General features: G+C 52.8%; 17 protein-coding genes. 7 read left to right on the top strand and 10 right to left on the bottom strand.

The window, feature by feature from the left end; genetic code table 11:
• Positions 1 to 44: 44 nt before the first annotated feature.
• The 3 genes from tpx to EAW52_RS11505 form a co-directional block, all read right to left on the bottom strand.
• Positions 45 to 545, bottom strand: a complete 501-nt coding sequence (tpx, locus tag EAW52_RS11515) for a thiol peroxidase (RefSeq protein ID WP_010798387.1) — start codon at positions 543 to 545, stop codon at positions 45 to 47.
• Positions 546 to 710: 165 nt separating this feature from the next.
• Positions 711 to 4,394, bottom strand: coding sequence for a translocation/assembly module TamB domain-containing protein (locus EAW52_RS11510; protein ID WP_122042495.1), 3,684 nt, complete (start codon positions 4,392 to 4,394; stop codon positions 711 to 713).
• Positions 4,394 to 6,127, bottom strand: coding sequence for an autotransporter assembly complex family protein (locus EAW52_RS11505; protein WP_162997625.1), 1,734 nt, complete (start codon positions 6,125 to 6,127; stop codon positions 4,394 to 4,396). Before EAW52_RS11505 ends, EAW52_RS11510 begins: the two co-directional genes overlap by 1 nt.
• Positions 6,128 to 6,264: 137 nt before the next feature.
• Here EAW52_RS11505 and xthA point away from each other — a divergent pair, with 137 nt between their 5' ends.
• The 3 genes from xthA to EAW52_RS11490 all read left to right on the top strand — a co-directional run bounded on the left by xthA (position 6,265) and on the right by EAW52_RS11490 (position 9,691).
• Complete coding sequence (gene xthA / locus EAW52_RS11500; RefSeq protein WP_122042493.1) at positions 6,265 to 7,077, top strand: exodeoxyribonuclease III; 813 nt, start codon at positions 6,265 to 6,267, stop codon at positions 7,075 to 7,077.
• Positions 7,078 to 7,207: 130 nt separating this feature from the next.
• Positions 7,208 to 8,584 (top strand): phosphate ABC transporter substrate-binding/OmpA family protein, encoded by a 1,377-nt coding sequence (locus EAW52_RS11495; protein WP_122042492.1) that lies wholly within the window; start codon positions 7,208 to 7,210, stop codon positions 8,582 to 8,584.
• Between the two features lie 123 nt (positions 8,585 to 8,707).
• Positions 8,708 to 9,691, top strand: coding sequence for a TerC family protein (locus tag EAW52_RS11490; RefSeq protein WP_122042491.1), 984 nt, complete (start codon positions 8,708 to 8,710; stop codon positions 9,689 to 9,691).
• Between the two features lie 40 nt (positions 9,692 to 9,731).
• On the opposite strand, the gene EAW52_RS11485 is transcribed toward EAW52_RS11490, so the two are convergent.
• From EAW52_RS11485 to EAW52_RS11465, 5 genes are read right to left on the bottom strand one after another with little or no spacing between them, the layout of a single operon-like run.
• Positions 9,732 to 11,885, bottom strand: a complete 2,154-nt coding sequence (locus tag EAW52_RS11485; protein ID WP_162997624.1) for a DUF342 domain-containing protein — start codon at positions 11,883 to 11,885, stop codon at positions 9,732 to 9,734.
• Positions 11,861 to 12,583, bottom strand: coding sequence for a PilW family protein (locus tag EAW52_RS11480; RefSeq protein WP_019365589.1), 723 nt, complete (start codon positions 12,581 to 12,583; stop codon positions 11,861 to 11,863). Before EAW52_RS11480 ends, EAW52_RS11485 begins: the two co-directional genes overlap by 25 nt.
• Positions 12,580 to 12,918, bottom strand: coding sequence for a hypothetical protein (locus EAW52_RS11475; protein ID WP_139272271.1), 339 nt, complete (start codon positions 12,916 to 12,918; stop codon positions 12,580 to 12,582). The genes EAW52_RS11480 and EAW52_RS11475 overlap by 4 nt, the downstream gene beginning before the upstream one ends.
• A gap of 58 nt (positions 12,919 to 12,976) precedes the next feature.
• The gene (locus tag EAW52_RS11470; protein WP_010798396.1) at positions 12,977 to 13,471 is read right to left on the bottom strand and encodes a Tfp pilus assembly protein FimT/FimU; all 495 of its coding nucleotides are present in this window, start codon (positions 13,469 to 13,471) and stop codon (positions 12,977 to 12,979) included.
• Complete coding sequence (locus EAW52_RS11465; protein WP_122042487.1) at positions 13,465 to 13,899, bottom strand: type IV pilin protein; 435 nt, start codon at positions 13,897 to 13,899, stop codon at positions 13,465 to 13,467. Before EAW52_RS11465 ends, EAW52_RS11470 begins: the two co-directional genes overlap by 7 nt.
• A gap of 605 nt (positions 13,900 to 14,504) precedes the next feature.
• Between EAW52_RS11465 and EAW52_RS11460 the strand changes: the two genes are divergently transcribed.
• The 4 genes from EAW52_RS11460 to EAW52_RS11440 all read left to right on the top strand — a co-directional run bounded on the left by EAW52_RS11460 (position 14,505) and on the right by EAW52_RS11440 (position 19,452).
• Entirely contained in the window at positions 14,505 to 15,695 is a 1,191-nt protein-coding gene (locus tag EAW52_RS11460) for an MFS transporter (protein WP_122042486.1), read from the top strand.
• 21 nt (positions 15,696 to 15,716) lie between these two features.
• On the top strand, positions 15,717 to 16,928 hold the full coding sequence (locus EAW52_RS11455) for an MFS transporter (protein ID WP_122042485.1): 1,212 nt from the start codon (positions 15,717 to 15,719) through the stop codon (positions 16,926 to 16,928).
• Between the two features lie 1,229 nt (positions 16,929 to 18,157).
• Complete coding sequence (ssb, locus tag EAW52_RS11445; RefSeq protein WP_122042483.1) at positions 18,158 to 18,637, top strand: single-stranded DNA-binding protein; 480 nt, start codon at positions 18,158 to 18,160, stop codon at positions 18,635 to 18,637.
• Between the two features lie 590 nt (positions 18,638 to 19,227).
• Positions 19,228 to 19,452: a hypothetical protein gene (locus EAW52_RS11440; RefSeq protein ID WP_074826650.1), complete on the top strand. Its 225-nt coding sequence runs from the start codon at positions 19,228 to 19,230 to the stop codon at positions 19,450 to 19,452.
• Positions 19,453 to 19,513: 61 nt separating this feature from the next.
• Here EAW52_RS11440 and EAW52_RS11435 read toward each other — a convergent pair whose 3' ends face one another.
• A complete protein-coding gene (locus tag EAW52_RS11435; protein WP_019365581.1) occupies positions 19,514 to 19,858 on the bottom strand; it encodes a hypothetical protein in 345 nt (114 codons plus the stop codon).
• Positions 19,859 to 20,000: 142 nt separating this feature from the next.
• Complete coding sequence (locus EAW52_RS11430) at positions 20,001 to 20,189, bottom strand: hypothetical protein (protein ID WP_122042482.1); 189 nt, start codon at positions 20,187 to 20,189, stop codon at positions 20,001 to 20,003.
• Positions 20,190 to 20,574: the final 385 nt, after the last annotated feature.

The following is a 20,574-nucleotide window of genomic DNA, read 5'->3' as shown; positions in this document are numbered from 1 at the left end:
CAGCACCCGGGCCTTGATCGAGGCCCGGGTGCTTTTCTTCTACCTTATTTCAGCGCTGCAATAGCCGCTTCGTAGTTGGGCTCCTGCCCAATTTCAGGCACCAGTTCGCTATAAAGCACCTTATTATTTTCATCCAGAATCACTACCGCACGTGCGGCAAGACCCGCCAAGGGGCCGGACGCGATGGCAACACCGTAGTCTTTCAGAAACTCGCGACCACGCAGCGTAGATAGGTTGATTACATTTTCGATGCCTTCCGCACCGCAGAAACGCTTCTGGGCAAACGGCAAGTCAGCTGACACGCACAGGATCACGGTGTTTTCCAGCTTGGCGGCTTCGGTATTGAACTTGCGAACCGACATGGCACAGGTCGGGGTATCCACACTGGGGAAAATATTCAGCACCTTGCGCTTGCCAGCAAAGCTTTCCAGCGTGGTATCGGCCAGATCGCCATTGACCAGGCTGAATGCCGGTGCGGACTGACCCGCCTGAGGCAGAGTACCTTCAATCTGAACCGGATTACCGCGAAGAGTGACTTCTGTCATGACCTGTTTCCTACAATTGAATGGAACATCAAGTAAACACGCTTCGCCTCAGGCTTTAAAGCCTGAAGACCTGTTTATTGCAAATCATCCCTACCGTGCACTAGCGGGTCACTACCCAAGCGTTACCCTGTTGCCCGACCAATACGATCGGGCAACCCTGGCGAGTTAGAAGTCTCGCTTGTAGAAGAAATCCAATGAGCTGGCAATACCACTGGCTGCTTCAAGATACAGCTGCTTGGTAAGCTGATAACGCAAGGCGACCGTATTGGCCGGCTCGAAGACGCCTACACCGTATCGAAGCGCCAAGCGGTCGGTAATATTGCCTGACGCAACGACACTGGTCTTGTCGCCTGTCCCTTCGGTATCCAGCTGAAAGTTCTGTACGCCCAAACGCTGCGCCAGCTCACCCGCCGTGGATGATCCCCCGGCAAGGCCCAGCGCAAGTGCGGCCTGCCCCAACATATTGTTCTCGCCCTCGTCGTTGTTAGTCAGTGGGCGCCCTAGAACAATATAGGCCAAGGCTTGCTCCTGCCCCATGGTGGGATCCGAAAACACTTCGACGCGCGGCTGATCAGCCAGACCTGACAGGCGTAATCCTGCGGTTACGTCATCCACGACACGCACCGCTTCCACGTCCAGGAACGGTTGAGCGATCGGACCCTGGAAGAATATACGCGCTCGCCGAATAGTCAGTCGCTGCCCGTAAGCGCGGTAGCGCCCATCCGTTAAACGAACTTCACCACGCGTATCCAGGTTGTCACCAATATGAACGTTCCCTTCAAGGTTGGCGGTCAGGCCGAATCCCGAGAACGTGAGCTTGTCTTGCCCCACCAGTACATTTACATCCATGGACAGCTGGGTCTCCTGCTTGGGCGCAGGCGCTTCCTGTCCAACGATTACCGCATCATTGGAAACCTTGACGGTAGACGGTGGTAACTCCCGAACCGTAATGGCACCGCTCGGCACGCGAACCGTACCCTTGAGCGCCAGACTACCGTTCTGCATGACAATATTCAGGTCAGGCGCCACGATAAGGTTAGCATAGGGCTCAACCACAACAGGAAGACGATCGCCACGTACGGCGACATTCATGTCCAATCCATCCGCCCAGGATATCGCTCCACTCACATTACCCTGGCCGCGCTCGCCGCTGCGCCATCCACCGCTCACGTTCGCTTGGTTCCCGGCAATCAGAGCAGTCAGCCGAAGATCTTGAAGACGGGTTGGAACGATACCGCCCCCGACCTGACCATTGCTCAAATCGATCCGACCATTGATCGAAGGTTGAAGCAGCGTACCGCTTACCTGACCACTACCGTCGATTCTTCCGTCCAGCTGCTCAATACCTGAAACAAACCCTTTGGCAATGGCTACATTCAACCCGCGCAGATCGAAGCGCCCTGAGACAGGCTTGTCATCAGGCCGTGGATCAATCTGTGCATTCAGGGTGAGGTTGCCAAGCTGCGGGCCGCTAAAATCCAGAGAGGCGCGCACATCGTTCGGGCGCAACGCACTATTGAGCTTGAGCGTGTCATAGGCAAAATCTGCCCACTGACCATCGGCATTACGTGCTCTCAGCGTCCCTGTGCCTGCGTCGACTGTAACCGTGCCGTCTGGCCCGCTCTCAGGAAGATCAAGACGGATATCAGCATTAAGCGCACCTTGCCAGCCAAAATCCTCGGGCAGGAAAGGCGCCAGTCCGGCAAGGTCAAAGTTGCGCAGATGGTAGCGTAGCCGTGGTTCCGGCATCAGGCGCTGGTCCTCCCCACAGAGCGAGGCTTTACCTGATAGCCAGCAGTGCTGGCCAAGCGTCAGTTGCCCGTTTGCCAGACGCTCAAGGCTTGCAGGGTTTTGCAGGCGCCAGTCCTGGGGACCACTCTGGACAGCACCTCGAGTAAGCCGCCCTCGCCAGTTCATCGCATCATCGAGCGTACCCTCCAGGGCAAGCGCCAGATTTGCCAGCGGCCCTTTTACATCAAGCGTGACCGCCTGCTGATGACGGTTACCCTGTCCATCGAGCGTCACACGTCCAATGTCGCTAGTGCCTGCACGCACACCGGAGGTTAATAGCTGGATTCGTCCCTGCTGACGCGCATCAAGCGTACCTTTAAGGCTCAAGACCGCCAGCCGGTTGGTTTGATAGGCAACCTCTTGCCCATTCAACACCAGCTCCCCTTGTGGCGCCTGCTGAGTTCCGCGCAAATCCACTTTTCCATTAATGGCACCAGCCAGACCTGGCCATAACTGGCCGAGACGAGGCAAGTCGATATCCAGGTGCCCTTTCCATTGCTCGGCCAGCTGACCGCTTCCCTGAATGCGATTACTGCCCAGACGGACAGTCAGGTTATCAAGATCCCATTGCTTATCCTGACCACGCGCCTGCGCTGCCAGCTGAGCAGGTTGACCTCTCAGCTGTCCCTGCAGTTCCAGATCAGCCGTTACACGCAGCTGCTCACCCTTGATTTCTCCTTCACTGCGTAGCGGTCCGCCCAGATTACCAGGCAGCTGGGCGACCCAGAATGCAGGATTAAACTGGCTGAGGTTCAGGTTCGCCTTCCAACCAATGCCATCAGCAAACCGGACATTCACCTGCCCCTCGGCACGTCCTTGCCCGGCATGTAGATCCAGCGACGGCAAATTGATCTGTGTGAGATCACCTGTAAACGGCGTTACCAGTGTGAAATCACCGGCAGGCCCCATTAGTGCAGCGTCCACATTTCCGATATAGCGCTCATCGGCGTACTGAACTTCACCTTTCAATCGACGCAGCGCTACGGGCGGCTCCTCAATCTCCGGGTACAGCCGACGCCATGGGAACTCATTCCAGTTAATAGTGGCATTCGCATTGAGTCCTTCCGACCAGCCTGCTTTGCCGCTCAAGACGACTTTACGCTGCTGCCCCGCATCGAGCGTCAGTCCTTTAAGGTCTGCACCTTCTGCCGTAACAGTGCCATCAAGCTTCAGGGCGACGTCGCCTCCTTCACCCGGCAGTACAGACGTGCCCACCAATTTATATCCATCTGTAAGAGTGCCGTTTGCAGTCAGGTCGAGCGCGTTGAGCGTCAGGGTCTTTGGCAGATCCTTTGTTGGCTTGAAACCGTTGGCCGTCAGATGCAGCGAAGCCGGCACACCCTTTGCCAAAAGCTGCACGTCGCCTGTCAACCGGCCCGGCAGGTAGCCGCTGCTGTCGGCCTGAAGAGTCAAGCTTCCCTGCAGATCACCTTCCACATGTAAGGTCAGTGGCCACTCCTGCTGGTCAGGCGCAGGCAGACGGGCATTGGCGTCCGCCGTCAAAGGCCATTGCCCGGAGGGCTGCAACGTCCCGCTAAGGCTGAGCATCATGTCGTCGCGGTGCGCATCCAGCTGCTCAATGACCAGGCTGCCACCCTCAGAATGAGCGCGTAGCGTGGCGTTTGCGAACTGCTCATTGCCATCGAGCGTAAACCGTCCTATGCGTACATCACCCAGCTGAACGTCTACCGGTAGCTTGAGGTCGGGTAACGTAACCGGCCCCTCATCGGGCGTCTGCTCCTCAGTGGGCGCCAGATCGAGATTGATCTCGCTGGCTACGAGCGTATCGATGCAAAATGTTCGCTTGAACAGGCAACCAGGCGACCAAGCGAACTCAGGAGACACCAGCCTAACCTGCGTACCGGCTTGAGCCCAGGTCAGCGTGTCGGCCTTCCAGTGCCCTCCCAGTCGACCCGTATAGCCTTCCACTGCAAGCCCGGGAACCCGGCCCAACACCCAACGGCTTCCAGACTCGGTTCCCAATAAAATGGTCACGCCCAATACAAGAACAACGACAACCGTCAGCAGCGTGGCGCCAACAATCTTGAGCGCACGCATCATAATTCCGGCCCCATCGAGAAATGCAAACGAAAGCCACCTTCTTCATCAAGGCCATGAGCCAGATCGACACGTATGGGCCCCACTGGCGAAACCCAACGGATACCAAGGCCGATACTGGTCTTGATATCCGGATTATCGAGCGCATTGAACGCTCCCCCCTGGTCGACAAAGGTCGCCAGTCGCCATTTATCCTTGAGCGGATACTGGTACTCAACGCTGCCGGTGACCATGTATCGTCCACCGATTCTGTCTCCATCGGAGTTCGTGGGCGATAGCGTCTGGTAGTCATAGCCCCTGACGCTCTGATCACCACCGGCAAAGAAGCGCAGCGATGGCGGAATCTGCTTGTACCCATTAGTAGCATTGCCGCCGACCTGAACCCGCCCTAGCAGCCGGTGCCCACCGGCAAAAGTGGTCAGGCCACGCGCTAGCGCCGTCACATGCACCATGTTGGCGTCGGACACGATGCCCTCTTTGGCAGCCGAGACACCAAACTGCAGTCGGTAACCATGGCTGGGATCGATCCGATTATCGCTGCGCAGGTAGGAATAATCGACACCCGGCATGAGCAGTGTCGATAGACCGGAATCGTCTCCCAGACGGTATTCCTCTCGCTGGAGTTTCAGGGAGAGCACCCGTGTCCAGCCGCTGGGCAATTTGCGATGCCATTCGGGCCCGACGGTAAGCAGGCGACTCAGCGAATCGTCATCGGCGATTTCTTCATACTGATATCCCCCCGCCAAACGGAATTTATCGTTGATGGGGTCGCGCCCGGGAATGTCATACCAGGCGCCGATGTTCTGACGTGGCGCGGAAAGCTCCATCTCCGCGCCCAGGCTATGCCCCTGCGCATTGAGCCAATGTCGATCCCAGGTTGCGCGAACACGCGGGCCGACATCGGTAGAATAGCCAAGCCCCAACCCCAGCGTGCGTGGCTTGCGAGTAGTCAGATTCACCATGACCGGAATCGTCTGGTCTTTGGCATCTGCCGGAATAGCGTTGACGCGCACGCTGTCGAAATAACCGCTTCGGAGCAGCGTCTGCTGAAGCTCAGCAAGGATTTCCGAATCATAGGACTCGTCTGGCTTGAACGGCACCATGCGATTGAGCAGGTCTTGATCGAATGGAAAATCTCCTTCGTATTCCACGTTACCCAACCGGTAGCGAGGCCCGCTTTCGTAAACCAGCGCAATGTCTGCGTAGCCAGCCTGCGGATCGATGATCAATTTCTGCTGGGTGAAGTGCCCACTGAAGAAGCCATAACGTGCAGCCTGATTCTGGATCAGTGTCTTGGCATCTTCATAGAAGCCATGATTGAGCTGGGCGCCAGACTTCAGATTGGCACCATCGGGCGCCTTGAATGACTTGAGTTGCCGCGCCGGACCTTCCACGCGGATATCTACCTGGCGCAGTCGAACGGGCTCTCCAGTCTGGATATCCAGTATCAGCCGAGGCGTCTGCCCTGGCTCGACCCGGCTATCAATCTGCGCATGGTAGTAGCCCAGTGCCTGGGCAGCCTGCTCCGCCTGGCCTTCAGCCGTACGCCGCAGCCGTTGCAAGGCAACCGCATCCCGATCGGCAAGGCTGCCTATATACGCAGAAATGTTATCCCGCAGCGCACGATTATCAGGCGTAACGTGCACGGTGAGTTCGGCCGCTTGGGCCATGGCGACGCCGCTCATTAAAAGCAGGCCGGCAATACTGAGTCGGAGTCGTAGATGAAAAGTCATGACGCGATGCTACCGGGCGAGTGGTCGTGAGACAAACGCAGCGTCGTGGCGTTCATCGGCTATACCAGCGAAGCAGGCTCGTCATGAAGCCGTTCTATACGCTAGGATGGCCATTTTACCGAGAGTCTTCTTCGCCCATGAAGATTGTTTGCTTTAATATCAATGGTTTGCGAGCACGTCCTCATCAGCTGGCTGCCTTGATCGAACGTCACGCACCCGATGTTATCGGGCTTCAGGAAACCAAGGTCTCGGATGACCAGTTCCCGCTGGCTGATATCGAGGCGTTGGGCTATCACGTTCACTATCACGGGCAGAAAGGTCACTATGGCGTAGCACTGCTTTCGCGCCAGGCACCGCTGGAGATCCACAAGGGCTTCCCCAACGACGGCGAAGAGTCCCAGAAACGTTTCATCTATGGCGTTTATGCCGACCATAACAACCAGCCGGTCGTCATTATGAACGGCTATTTTCCGCAGGGCGAAAGCCGGGACCATCCTGTCAAGTTTCCTGCCAAGACCAAGTTCTATGCAGACCTGCAGCAGCTTCTCGAACAGCGCTACTCCACCATCACACCGCTGCTGCTAATGGGCGATTTCAATATCTCACCGGAAGACTGCGATATCGGCATTGGTGCCGATAATGCCAAGCGCTGGCTGCGTACCGGCAAGTGCAGCTTTCTACCCGAGGAGCGCGAGTGGCTGGCCAAGCTCAAGAACTGGGGGCTGGTTGATAGTTTCCGCCACCTCAACCCTATTGTTGCGGATCGTTTCAGCTGGTTTGATTACCGTAGCAAAGGATTTGAAGCGGAGCCCAAGCGGGGTCTTCGCATCGATCTGATCCTGGCCTCGCAAGGTGCCCAGCCTCGCCTCAAAGACGCTGGTATTGACTATGACATCCGTGCCATGGAAAAGCCCTCTGACCATGCCCCTATCTGGGTTGAGCTGACCTGACGCGATACAGTGGTCTGCGCAAGCAGGCCACCTCACACCGCAATAGTGGCAAAAAGCTGCCGTTGTAACGTTTTCGTCATTTTTCCCTTTTATGCTGCCCGCGTCTCATTTCCAGGGTAGCTGTAGGAATATGAATTCCGCCCGTCAGGATTCCATCCGTTGGAGCCGTCTTCTTGCCGGCGCGCTTCTCGGCATCGTTTGCACCGTCTCATCATGGTCGACCGTGGCGCAGCCATTACCGCTTCGCACAGATGGCAAACCGGTATTGAGTATCCATGGCTCCAACACCATCGGCGCTCAGCTTTCCCCGCTCATGGTCGAAGGCTTTCTCAAAACACATGGGTTCGAGACCATAAACAGCCGGACTGGCAGTCATGAAAACGAACGTATCATTATTGGCAGACGCGCCAACGGCGATCAGGTTCGCATCGATATGGCGGCGCATGGATCGAGTACCGGCTTTGCCGATCTTATTCATGGCGATACCGATATCGCTGCTGCCTCACGTCCTATCAAGGACAGCGAGGCACACGAACTCAAGCGCTTGGGTAATGCACGAGATGCCGGATCCGAGCATGTCATTGGTATTGATGGCATCGCTATCATCCTGAACGCGGCGAACCCATTGACCACGCTTTCAACCGATGAGTTGGCCCGACTCTTTTCAGGCGATGTGAAAAATTGGAAGGACATTGGGGGTTCACTAGGTCCTGTTCACTTGTATGCGAGAGATGACCAGTCAGGCACCTTTGATACCTTCAAGGAACTGGTCATGTCTTCTCATGGCAAAAGCCTTTCGCCTATGGCTACGCGTTTCGAATCCAATGACGAGCTATCCGACGCTATCAGCCAGGATCCATATGGAATCGGCTTTGTCGGACTGGCCGCTGTAGGCAAGGCAAAAGCCGTATCGATATCTGACGGATCGGCGCTAGCCCTCCCCCCAACGGTTACCACCGTTGCTACAGAGGACTATCCCCTCTCACGTCGTCTGTTCTTCTATAACAAACCCGACGAGAAAAATCCGTGGGTAAATGCCTTCATCCGCTACGCTCAAAGTTCGGAGGGGCAAAGATGGGTCAGCAAGAGCGGATTCGTGGCTCAAGAAGTGCTGGCGGTCCAGCCCGCCGTGCCGGCAGATGCGCCAGCGTTTTATCGTCAGCTTGCCGACCACGCGCAGCGCCTTTCAGTCAATTTTCGCTTCGCTGAGGGTAGCGCCACGCTGGACAACAAAGCCAACCTCGATATCGAACGTCTGATGACTTACCTCAGAGAAAATGACAAGCTCGACAAGAAGGTAGCACTGATTGGCTTTAGCGATACAAAGGAAGACTTGAAGCGAGCCGAGCTGCTCTCCAAACTACGCGCCATGGCCGTACGGCGGGAGCTAAACAAGGGTGGCGTGATGTTCCATGACATCGTAGGGCTAGGCGATGCCTTGCCTGTAGCGGCCAATAGTGATGAAGGCCGGATGAAGAACCGGCGCGTAGAAGTGTGGGTCTATTGAGATCACGAAGCCAACCGCTTTGTTAGATTCAACCCTACCTCTATGGAGGTGTGACGCCGGGCCCCTCTGACGATCACCCGATCGCCATGTCGGAGTCACCTAACGACATCGACAGGATAGATCATGCCCGACGCATTTGATTTCCTGACTACGCCCTTCATGGGCGCCGCCGCTTGGCTGTGGCTGAGCTTTCTTATCATCGTACTCTTGCTTCTGATCTTCGATCTGGGTGTCCTGCAGCGCAATCATCACGAAATAGGCATCAAGGAGAGCCTGGTGATGTCGGCAGGCTACATCTCGTTCGGGATCGCCTTTGGTGGATGGATCTGGTACGAATTTGGTGCCACTCGCGCCCTTGAATATTACACAGGCTATCTGGTCGAACAGTCGCTTTCGATGGATAACGTCTTTGTCATGGCGCTGATCTTCAGCTTTTTTCAAATTCCGCGTAAATACCAGCATGAAGTCCTGTTCTGGGGTGTACTCGGCGCCATTGTCATGCGTGCCATCATGATTGGCGTTGGCGCTGCGCTGGTACAACGCTTCGATTGGATCCTTTATGTATTTGGCGCATTCCTGTTGATCTCAGGAATCAAAATGCTCTTCAGCCGCCACGACGACCAGCCCGACCTGGCCCAAAATCCCATGCTGCGCTTCTTGCGCAAGCATATCCGCGTAACGGATCAGCTTCATGGTGATCGCTTTCTGATACGCAAGGAAAAGGAAGGCTCCAGCAAGCCCCTGGTCTACGCCACCCCGCTTCTCTTGGCGTTGATACTCATCGAAATGGCGGACCTGGTTTTTGCGGTGGATAGCGTTCCGGCCATCTTCTCGATTACCCAGGAGCCTTTTATCGTTTACACATCAAATATTTGTGCCATTTTGGGCCTTCGAGCGCTCTACTTTGCCTTGGCTGCCATGATCAGCCGATTCGCCTATTTAAAATATGCGCTGGCGTTGGTGCTCATTTTCATCGGGGCCAAGATCTTTGCACACTCCTTCATTGGCCCAATCCCGGCACCGCTATCACTGGGTGTGACCTTTGGTCTGCTGGCTGGTGGTATCGTGTTGTCGTTGTTCAAGACACGCGACACGCCGAGCACTTAAAGACAGGCACCTCTAAAAACAACTCCGGCCCTTGTGGGGGTCATAAATAACGGGTCCAAAGAATCTGGACCGTAGGCTGAGCCCGACCAATATCATACATAGCGCCACTGTTTGTCGTACCAGAGCCTTCTGGTGCATTACCGGGGGCCTGCTCGGGAGAAAAGGTGGAAGGCCACGCTGTGGTATCAATCGTGGTGGAGCCTCCAAGTTGTTGAATGCTGCCCCCTTGAGCGGCAGACGTAATCGTACCGTGGACCCGTGTGTTCCCGGTTGTCACAACGTTATTACCCGCCACTACGCTGCCATAAACATCGTTACTGGCTCCCAAAGTGACCGTCCCCCCAGAGAAAGTGCCGTTGAGGTACCCCCCCGCTAGCAGCGCCACGTTTCCTACAGCGGAGGGTTTATAAAGACCTTTTGCTATATCACAAAGATTCAAAGGATAGAGTCCAGCCAAATCCAGGCTGGCCGGAACGTTGTCTTCTGCGCGTCGTGTATTTCTACAAATCGGATCAAAGCCAGCATAATTGACAGCGATGGTTTTATTTTTGGCGGTAGTTGCTATGTTGCCCGTCGCAATAATGCTGTTGTAATAAACACCGCCTCCAGCTTGAACATCCCCTTGAAACCATAGGACACCTGGCGCAAGGCTCCAGCCAGAAAGCGACCACAAGCCATTTCTGTAAGTTATGCAGCCATTAAATGTAGTTGCGCCCTGACATATTGTCTTATTAGGCTGAAGCGGAGCGGTACACATACCCTGAGCATTAACTTCGTTACAAAGAAAGTCACGGTAGCCTCTTCCGCCGGCATCCGGGTAATTCCCCAAGAGATAAACACCGTTAGCAATACCACTGACACCCTGGACAGTTACCTGTCGCTGCCCAGTGGATGAGAGTTGAAATACATAATTGGCGTTGGAACGAAGTTGATAAGCGTCTACCTTACTCGTCTGTACTACTGTTTCTTTCACAGTTTGAACAGTAACGCGCGGTACATTGACCTGATAATTAACAGTCCGTACTACGTTTACCTTGGAATTTTTATCTACCGTGAACGCACCGCCAACTGTTCCGCTTGCAACAACAGCAGTACTTGCGGTCAAAGCGCCTTGTCCATCGAGGCGGCTAGTTATCTCTCCTCGATTTATTATTGTATTACCCTGGGTTTTAACCGTCTGGACCGCGCCGTCATCAATTCGTATATCGCCAATAGCCGCTACAGCCGTACTGTTATTGGAACCGAAATAAGTAACCTTACCATTGGTATTGATTTCTCTAGCTGAATCCTTACTTGTCCAAAAAACGTCTGCTTGACTATTAAGTGTCGTGATAGCGCCACTGCTTATATTGACATTCCCGGTTACGTTCGCTGTCGAAATCTGACGCCCAGCCATATTAAGCGTGCCATTGGCGGTAACCGTTCCCGCGCTGGCATTTCCGGTTAGGGTTACGTTCTTGATAGCTGAGACAGTTAGTGCCGAAGCGTTTCCTTCCAGCGTCACGTTGCCGTTTGTCGTCAATGAACTGACAGAAACCGAGCTGCCGACCGTAATATCATCCGTTGAACTGATTGCATCCAGACCCGTGACATTACCAGAAAGATTGACCTTTCCTTTGACACTTATATTGGCCTGTTGCGGCCCTTCGAAGCTGACAGACCCATTTAGGTTGAGATCTGTACTAATTCGGATGAGAGGCGGTACTGATGCAGGACTTGAGGGACCGGTCGCACCAGAAGCAGCTCCAGTCGTCGGGCCTGTACCCGTTGAGGTGTAGTCCAGCGGATTGACCTCAAAAATCGCTTGTACGATGGCAGTTGAGTCGGCTGCTCTACCCGTAACATTAGCTACTATGCGGTACTGATCGCTTTTGGGCTTTGTCTTGGACAATAGCTCTACCCGTAATCCTTCAGTTCCGCCTACAGCGATTTCTCCCGCCGCAAGCGCCTCCAGATCATTTGTAGATCGGTTTGTCAAAAATTGTCTCAGCAGCTCCACGCCTGTCCAGGCCTTCAACTGGGCTGGCGTTGTTGCATGAACCGCCAGCTGCCGCTCCTGCGTGCCTTGCACCATGTACATCATGCCTAGCGCTGCAATGGTCAGCGTCATTCCAGTCAGCAGAATGACCATCAGTGAGGCGATACCTCTTTGGCGAGCCGGAAAGCTAATCATGGCGCGAAATTCGACAGGCACGTGGTAAAACTAATCGTCAGCGGCTCAGGCTGCGGTTCCAGATCCAACACGGGAAAACGCACCTGTACCGCATGAACCCCTTCATTTGTACTAAAAGGCCAACATGTCGCTTCGACCACTTGCATATAGGCGCCCTGTGTATCGCTGCCCATCTCGTTGATCAGGTCAGCCGTGATCCAATCCAGCGATGCCCACACCTTCGCACTTGTGCACTTCATGGGTTTGAGCAGTACAAGTCCTGAGGAAGTCGAGACCAGACCGCTGCATTGATAGGCATCCGCGATCGGAGCGGCCGTAATAGTGCTGGCATTGAAGCCCCAGATAATCGCGTTTCCCAACGACCCTTTAATCGGATCCGCTTTAGTAAAATCGATTACCGTTCCACCCGATAATTTGCGCACATTGTTTTCGTCTGCCTTGGACAGCACTGCATCACGAATGAAGACCAGATCCGTACCTAGTTGAGGTCGCTTGGTACCAGTCACCGGCAAACCAAACCCTGCCTGTTGCAAAGCGATCTGTGCAGTCAAAAGTCCCGAGGCTTTCTGCCCCTCCACCTTGGCCAGGCTTGCCGACTCTACACTTACGCCTACCAGGGTCCGGTATAGCGACAACATCGCCAGTACGGTAATCAGCGAAATGACCATGCCTATCATGAGGCTGATCAGATTAAATCCCCTCTGACGATTATCTGTCACAGATCGCCCACCTGAATGGGCAGACCAAATACCTCCTGATCCATGGCGCGGGTCTGTAGCATAACGTGTTGAGGAGACGCATCTACTGTGCGTCCACCCAGCGAAATAGCGCCCGACGTCGTCGTGCACTCCACATCCAGTGGAAATGGGGAACCATCAATGGGTGAATAGACAATGGCCTTGCTATTGGCGCTATTACCTGGACAGAGCGTTGTTCCATAGACATGCAGCAGGTTGCGCATTTGCACCACGATGTAGTTCTGGATATGCAGGTCTGTTTGCGTCTGCTGAATACGCGTGGCGATATGAATCATGCCGATGCCTATGATTGACATCAGCAAGACACCCACCAGGGCCTCGATCAGCGTATCGCCGCGCTGACAAGACCTACTATTAAATAATGGTGATCGGAAGCGCATCTTCTCGACCCGCCTTCACTGCCAGATCCACCGTGGCGCAATCAAGTCCCGACGGGCTACTTTGGAAAGGTAGCGCTCGGTTATCCAATGCGACGCACTGGAAGGACTTGTTGTCGGACTCGATGGTAACTTGTTTGGGTAGCGCACTGCTCCATACAACCTGGGCATTACCCACCTGCCCGCAGTTAAAGGCGCTTTGCCCGGCAACTGGCTGGGCCAGCACCAAGGAAGTGTCGTTCAAACAGAGCAAGGCAGCAGGTTTATCCGCTCCGACGACGCCCGCCGGGTTCCTCAATGCCATCGCCTTGGCCCGCGCAATTCCCTGTTGAAGAACACTGGCAGCATCACGCTGATGAGCACTGTTCAACCATCCCTGAGTCAAGGGAACGCCTGCCATCAAAAGAATACTCATCACAGCCAACGTGACCATTAGTTCGATCAGGGTGAAACCCTTGGCCTGTTTTACCATGATGTCACTCCTGGGCACCCGGTCGCGGTACGTTCGTTCTTGCTTGTCAATGTAAGTGTACAGGTGCTCAACTTGGCACTCTTGCCACGGGCAGATACCGTATAGGCCGTATCGGTGACTTGAGTGATCATGTATTCGAAATCCGCACCCTGAGCAGGCTGCCATTTGCCATTAAACAGCGCCTGTGTGGCAGCTGTGGTCGTCGTAACCGGCGCAGAGGAATATTTCAGGGTACGCTGCCGCACGTTCTCCATATTAAGTCCAAGCGCCACAAGGTCGCCCTGCGCTGTCTTGATCTGGCTGCGGGTGACATACGAGCTGTAGGACGGAACCGCGATAGCCGCCAGGATGCCGACTATGGCGACCACAATCAGAATTTCGATAAGTGTAAAACCGCCGCTGCGGCGAGTATCGATATGCTTATGCATGTGTTTGAACCTACGTCTCTTTAACGTCCATGCACGATAATTCCGAACAGTGTTCGGACTTTCCCTGAACCATTGATCGTTATACAGCCAACTACCAATACCTATTCAAATGCTGTGCCAGCTAAGCAAACTGTTGTTCTGCTTCAGGCTGGACACAGCATCAATAAAGGGCCAGAGCACCTTCAAACTTTATGCATATACGATAAGAGAAGCTGGTAAAGCGCCATGATGCAAGTCGTTGATGACAATATTCTGGCGCAAAGCTAGCGAAGCGGAAGACGCTGCCAGAAAACAGTCTAGCCAGAAGGGCCCTTTCCTCAATCACATACTTACTTTTAGCTTTAACTTTATTCATTAAGTAGCTGATTAGTATGTATAAATTAGAAAATACTAGAAATTACTTTAACTTTTTAATCTGTGTTCTGAAATGAGGTATAGCTTTCTAGGCCTCTCATCTGATAACGCTTTAATACGGCAAATACTCATGCAGTGGCTTACGTAACGAAACCCTGCTCAGCAGCGTCTACACGGTAATATCGCTTTATTGGATGCTTAGCTAATGATCCAATAAACAGTTCAAACATTCAGGAACGCTTTTGTTGTCCATGTCGAACACCGAGTCCCAATCACAGCGACCTTTTGCAGTTACGCTTGTAGTCGTTTCAACTGTTCTCTTTACTTTCCTTGCTTATCTGACCATTGGAATCCCACTTGCGGTCCTGCCCAAATATGTGCACGACCAGTTGGGATTCAACTCAGTCGTCGCCGGACTCGTCATTAGCAGTCAATACCTCGCTACGCTTCTCTCACGATCCCATGCTGGTAAAGTCATCGATACCATAGGCGCCAAGCAAGCCGTCATTTATGGCATGGCTGGATGTGGCATCAGTGGGATACTCATGCTGGCATCTACGCTTTTGCAGAACGCACCCTCAATCAGCTTAGGGTGTTTGCTGGCAGGACGCCTTATCCTAGGCTGCTCGGAAAGTCTTGTAGGAACGGGCGCCATCAGCTGGGCGATTGGTCGTACCGGGGCTGCACACACGGCCAAGGTCATTTCCTGGAATGGCATCGCCAGCTATGGGGCCTTGGCCGTTGGCGCACCCTTGGGCGTAATGCTGGTCAATGGTCTAGGCCTATGGAGCATGGGTGTCAGCATTCTTTTGCTTGCCCTGCTAGGCTTCTACCTGGCCAGACCTAAACCTGCCATTGCAATTGTGCCTGGTAAACGCATGCCCTTTCTCAATGTGCTGGGGCGGGTTGCGCCGTATGGCATGGGCCTTGCGCTAGGCGGAATCGGCTTTGGAACCATCGCAACCTTCATCACACTCTTCTACAGCAGCCGTCATTGGGACAACGCGGCCTTTTGCCTGAGTGTATTCGGCTTTTTCTTCATCTGTGCACGCCTCTTGTTTGCCAATGCCATCAATCGACTAGGCGGATTTCGGGTAGCGACTGTCTGCCTGACCGTTGAGACGTTCGGATTACTGATGCTCTGGCAGGCCTCGACACCTTTCCTTGCGCTTGCAGGCGCAGCTCTGACCGGGTTTGGCTTTTCCCTGGTATTTCCTGCACTAGGTGTCGAGGCCGTCCGGCTGGTGCCAGCCGCGAACCGAGGCTCGGCGCTGGGCGCCTACTCAGTTTTCATTGATCTCTCATTAGGTATCACGGGTCCATTGATTGGAGCCATTGCAGCGAACTTTGGCTATCCCATCATGTTCCTAAGCGCAGCCCTGGCGTCGTTAATGGGCTTGGCATTGAGTATCACGCTGCTAAAACGGAATCCTAACGTCTGAGCCGGGAGGCCCTACCTACTGATGAACGCTTCAGAATCCGTTGCCATTACCTTGCGTATCGCCTCAATCGTCGTTTTCAGCTTTTTGACGTTTCTGGCCATTGGTCTACCGCTTGCCATCCTGCCCGGATATGTCCATGACACCCTGGGCTTTGGGTCGGTCATGGCAGGCCTGACCATCAGCATCCAATACATCGCCACCCTGTTTACACGCCCGATTGCAGGCAAGATTGCTGATAGCATCGGCCCCAAGAAAGGCGTAATCGCAGGACTGTTTGGCTGCGGCATCTGTGGCATCCTGACTTTCATCTCAACTCTGCTACAGGACTTTCAGGTTGCAAGCCTGGTGCTGCTTATCATAGGACGAGTCTTTCTAGGATGTGCCCAGGCACTGATTGGTACAGGCTCACTGAGCTGGGGCATGGGCAGTGTTGGGATGCAGCATGTCAGCAAGGTGATTTCCTGGAACGGGATCGCAGCCTACGGCGCCTTGGCCATTGGTGCCCCGCTAGGCGTTGCCATGGTAAGCAGCCTGGGACTCTGGAGCCTGGGTGTAAGCATTGTCTTACTGGCCGCCATCGGCCTGGCCCTGGCCTGGAATAAAGAGCCTGCTCCTGTCATTCCTGGCGAGCGCCTCCCCTTTCTTCGCGTCTTCTGGCGCATCAGCCCTTATGGACTGGGTCTACTGTTAAGCTCGATTGGCTTTGGCACCATCGCGACGTTCATTACGCTGTACTACGGCAGCCATGGCTGGCCAAACGCTGCCTATAGCCTAACCGCATTTGGTGCTGCGTTCATCTGCGCCCGTCTTTTATTTGCAGGAACAGTCAACCGCTTCGGCGGATACCCCGTCGCTATTGTATGCTTTATCGTGGAAACACTAGGTCTACTGCTTCTGTGGTTAGCTGTTTCACCCGGCATGGCCATGGCAGGAGCCGCGTTAGCAGGATTTGGCCTCTCGCTTGTTTATCCCGCCCTGGGTGTAGAGGCCATTGTAAAGGTCCCCGCCACTAACAGAAGCGCTGCGCTAGGTGCCTACTCACTGTGCCTGGACATGTCGCTCGGAATTACCGGCCCCGTAGCCGGCAGCATTGCCAATGCGTTTGGCTTCAACTCCATTTATCTCTTTGCTGCAATGATGTCTCTAGCAGGCCTTCTGCTGTGTCTTTGTCTTTTCAAACAGGCGCAGCGCGCTATGGAAACACCTAACGCCAGGCAGGATCGGCCAAGCTAGGTTTACAGATGAAAGTATCCAGCTGATACGTATGTCAGCTGGATACTTTCGTTCAGCACACACTAACAACCTGTGGCGTAAAAGCTTCGGGCCAAGTTAGCAAGATATTATCAATAATGCCTCGCATTACACATCAAGCACTTACTGTAGAACCCGTGCTCATCATCGTGATGGCTTAACAAGCCCTCACAATGGATACACCCTCCATGCAGCCTTCCTTTTTTCCAGCGCAGCAGTTTTTGGAGGCGTGTTAACAACCACGAGAGACCTATCGACAAACTTACCAACCACATCATCAAGCTAATCAGCTTGGCAGTAATCGCTAGATCCAAAAGCACTAGCGCTTCAACGTTACCCGCCCAAACGAAAAGAACGATCGAAATAGCCTGACCTACCAAAAGCACCAATAAAGGCATGGCAAAAAGTCTAAAACCCATAGAGCCCAACACGAATAAAAGACAATTAATGACTCCTTTGAAGACGCCTAGCCATACAAACAACCGGGCCAATCTTATCGGGTAAGCCGAAACGTTGACTCAATATCAATTTAACGGCCTCCTATCCCAAAGCTGAAATGAACATCAGACTCAAGGCATTCAACGCTACGTCGATCCAAGAGAGGCCATTATACAATTACCAGACGCTATCAAATGGCCACTAGTCTAAAAGCTTTGCCGCTGGTGCCATAAGGAGCCAACAGAGCATGGCTCCCATATCCAAGTGATTACTAACAGCTCTTTCCGTACCTAAATCATTACCAAAGCTTGCGCCTAGGCTGCTTGTCTTGAAAGAGCACCTGCATCAGGCGCCCGCTTAATGCCCCATGATTTTTTAAAAATGGAATTTCCTATATAAACTCATATCAGAGTTTCTTAGTTTTATTAATGACCTGCAAAACGTCAGCTTATAGTTCTTACTCAACGAGCCAAACACCTGAAAAAGCGACAAGCGGTCCATAAGACCTAAACAATTGATATTGTTTTTAACCCTCTCGCCCCCATATCTGGAAAGCACGACCTAGAACTTCTAAAATTTAAAACTAGCGCGTAAGTTAATTATAACGCACGCTTCTGCCCGTTTAGATATCAGCTTACTGAGCAACTCCCAACTTCAGTTCTCAGGAATGATTGAGCGTATTGATAGGCAAACTAAAATAGTCGGCTTATACGTATGGACATCAGTAATGTATACAAAAGACCGCAGCCCTAGTGCTGACTGTGAGGCTTCGAATGGCTAGAGGTATCAACAAGGTTATTCTCATTGGCAATGTAGGTGCCGATCCTGAAATCCGCTATACGCCCAATGGTAACCCCATCACTAATATCACCCTTGCAACCAGTGAAAGCTGGAAGGACAAGCAGAGTGGTCACTTGCAAGAACGAACCGAGTGGCATCGGGTCGTCTTCTTTGGCCGACTGGCCGAGATAGCCGCCGAATACCTTCGCAAAGGGTCACAGGTTTACGTAGAGGGTACGTTACGCACACGAAAGTGGCAGGGCCAAGACGGGCAAGACCGCTACACGACTGAAGTTATCGTCGACATAAGCGGTACCATGCAACTGCTTGGCGGCCGAGGGGATAATGAACCATCGAGTAACCGACAATCCGGCAAACAACCCTCTGGGCAAGCCCGTAGGCCTACACAGCCGCAGCCCTCAACTCAGCCGGCTCCAGACTACGACAGCTTCGATGATGATATTCCCTTCTAAAGGCGCTTAGGCGCCTTTTCTTCTGCCCATGTGATGGCCGGCTCCCAGTCCTTCAGGGCATACGCACATCGTTTCTCAGGCGGTGAATGATGTGTCATTCACCTTTTGAGCTAATTTTTTTCGCTCGCTGTGCAGCGCTTTTAAATTTTTATGGTCATAGCTGGCAGATCAGCTTCATCACTTCGTTTTGTCGCCCAGCTGACTCACGCTTCCGCTCTATCTCTACTCAGCAAGGAATGCTTTATGACCCGCATACAACTTCGCCGTCGACTCATCTGGACAAGTTTTGCTTACGCACTGCTTTTTTATGCAGGGGTTATTTCTGTATTAGGCTTGGCTGATTTTGTAGCTAGTTAGTGATAGTTAAGAGTTAAAATTAGTCACACCTAAAGCCCCTTCCTCTTTCGTGCTATCTATTAGGCAAAGCACTTATGAGAAGTTAGCTACGCAACTAACTCAAGCTGTTCCACATATTTTTAAAAGACGCTATTAATTGTTAAACAAGCACTAGCCAACTTCAAACGTTAAGAGTAAAAAGAGAGCGGCACCAAAATGCCATCATCCTTAGCGTATTCATGGAGCGAAACGTTATGAACGAGTCGTCAAAAGTAGAGACCGGTAATTTGCTGAGCTGGCTATTTCTTGCCGCTTTCAGTATGACCGTGTGGTGGGCGTATGATGGAGATTCCTGTCTTGAGCAGTGTAGGCCATCGGCTGACATGTCATTAGCGGCCAATGTCAACGACCAACGCAGTGTTGACATGAGCCTGACGGCGAAAACAGATTTCGACGTTTCTCATCGTCGTTATCGCTGACCGTAAGACAAAGCTCCACTGCATGTGGAGCTTTGTCTTTAAAAGGCTTAATGATCGCTATTTACAAGCAGCCTGATACGGTGCTTCTGATTCCAGCAAAAGGAAAGGGATTATTCGCCTTGCCGTCTCGCAGGACGACTTTAGTCCCATGCGAAGTCTTGTCAGCAATAACCAGTGCCGGAGCTGGCGAGGCCAACCCTTGAGGAACCAGGGCTTTGATACTACTTCCCTTCCTCTCAATAATAACTTTTGACTGATTGACAGACAGGTCTGTCATCAGGCACTCCATAAAGGCATCTGGATCTTTATTTGATCTTCCCGCTAGAGAAGGCTGTACCTTTTCAATATCGCCAACCCCAGCGCAACCTGTTAAAGCAAGGCTGATAACTACTACTAAACGCTTCATGCCTACCCCGGCTAAAATGCTCCATTGATTAAATACGAATCCAGAACCTTTGGAGCCGTCCCGATCAATTAATATCAAGAAAGATGTTCGAATGAAAGCTGCATCAACAGTATTGGTGCGGCCGCGTCAGATTGGCTAAGTGTCACAGTAGTTCTTCAGGATCTTTGTCAGGCATCAGTCGATGCCAATCAACACCCAACCCTAGACACAACGGGACCAGCATCCACAGCCAGTAACTGTGCCTGAATCCAAAGAAAATACAGCCAAACGCCAATAGAAACGCCCACCCCTCTATTTGGAGATTGCGCTTCAGGTTGATCCATTTTCCCATATAGACTCAGCCGCTCCAGACTATGCTGTACAGAGCGAACTACAACGTTAAACCTGTAAGGATACTCAAGATTTGAGTGATCGAAAACACAACCCGACACTCAGTACCGATTTCAAGATCGCTGGTTATTGATCAGGATAGCGCGCGTTTCTTTCGATACTCTCTGTTTTACACCAAATAAAGTACTGCTTAACCGACTATTGCGGCAGAATTGTCGATGTGCAGGAAAGGCTTTGTATATCCCCACCATCAAAGTTACGCATCGGCGCTTCAGAAATACAAATAATTCTTATTTAGAATACAGACAAAATGCATAATTACGTCTGAAAGTAATTTGAGAGTATTTTAACGCGCTACCAATTAGCGTATTCAATAGCTCGAACTA

Source organism: Pseudomonas sp. LTJR-52 (assembly GCF_003691465.1).
In the GTDB taxonomy this organism is placed as follows: domain Bacteria; phylum Pseudomonadota; class Gammaproteobacteria; order Pseudomonadales; family Pseudomonadaceae; genus Chryseomonas; species Chryseomonas luteola.
The sequence above is the reverse complement of the archived record's forward strand: the minus strand, read 5'-3'. Positions and strand labels throughout refer to the sequence as shown.

Excerpts from the sequence above, each read along its gene's own strand:
- EAW52_RS11470 (WP_010798396.1), bottom strand. The coding sequence starts at position 13,471 with ATGGTAAAACAGGCCAAGGGTTTCACCCTGATCGAACTAATGGTCACG.
- tpx (WP_010798387.1), bottom strand. The coding sequence starts at position 545 with ATGACAGAAGTCACTCTTCGCGGTAATCCGGTTCAGATTGAAGGTACT.
- xthA (WP_122042493.1), top strand. The coding sequence starts at position 6,265 with ATGAAGATTGTTTGCTTTAATATCAATGGTTTGCGAGCACGTCCTCAT.
- EAW52_RS11460 (WP_122042486.1), top strand. The coding sequence starts at position 14,505 with ATGTCGAACACCGAGTCCCAATCACAGCGACCTTTTGCAGTTACGCTT.
- EAW52_RS11430 (WP_122042482.1), bottom strand. The coding sequence starts at position 20,189 with ATGGGAAAATGGATCAACCTGAAGCGCAATCTCCAAATAGAGGGGTGG.
- EAW52_RS11440 (WP_074826650.1), top strand. The coding sequence starts at position 19,228 with ATGAACGAGTCGTCAAAAGTAGAGACCGGTAATTTGCTGAGCTGGCTA.
- EAW52_RS11510 (WP_122042495.1), bottom strand. The coding sequence starts at position 4,394 with ATGCGTGCGCTCAAGATTGTTGGCGCCACGCTGCTGACGGTTGTCGTT.
- EAW52_RS11505 (WP_162997625.1), bottom strand. The coding sequence starts at position 6,127 with ATGACTTTTCATCTACGACTCCGACTCAGTATTGCCGGCCTGCTTTTA.
- EAW52_RS11495 (WP_122042492.1), top strand. The coding sequence starts at position 7,208 with ATGAATTCCGCCCGTCAGGATTCCATCCGTTGGAGCCGTCTTCTTGCC.
- EAW52_RS11475 (WP_139272271.1), bottom strand. The coding sequence starts at position 12,918 with ATGTCAATCATAGGCATCGGCATGATTCATATCGCCACGCGTATTCAG.
- EAW52_RS11490 (WP_122042491.1), top strand. The coding sequence starts at position 8,708 with ATGCCCGACGCATTTGATTTCCTGACTACGCCCTTCATGGGCGCCGCC.
- EAW52_RS11435 (WP_019365581.1), bottom strand. The coding sequence starts at position 19,858 with ATGAAGCGTTTAGTAGTAGTTATCAGCCTTGCTTTAACAGGTTGCGCT.
- EAW52_RS11465 (WP_122042487.1), bottom strand. The coding sequence starts at position 13,899 with ATGCATAAGCATATCGATACTCGCCGCAGCGGCGGTTTTACACTTATC.
- ssb (WP_122042483.1), top strand. The coding sequence starts at position 18,158 with ATGGCTAGAGGTATCAACAAGGTTATTCTCATTGGCAATGTAGGTGCC.
- EAW52_RS11455 (WP_122042485.1), top strand. The coding sequence starts at position 15,717 with ATGAACGCTTCAGAATCCGTTGCCATTACCTTGCGTATCGCCTCAATC.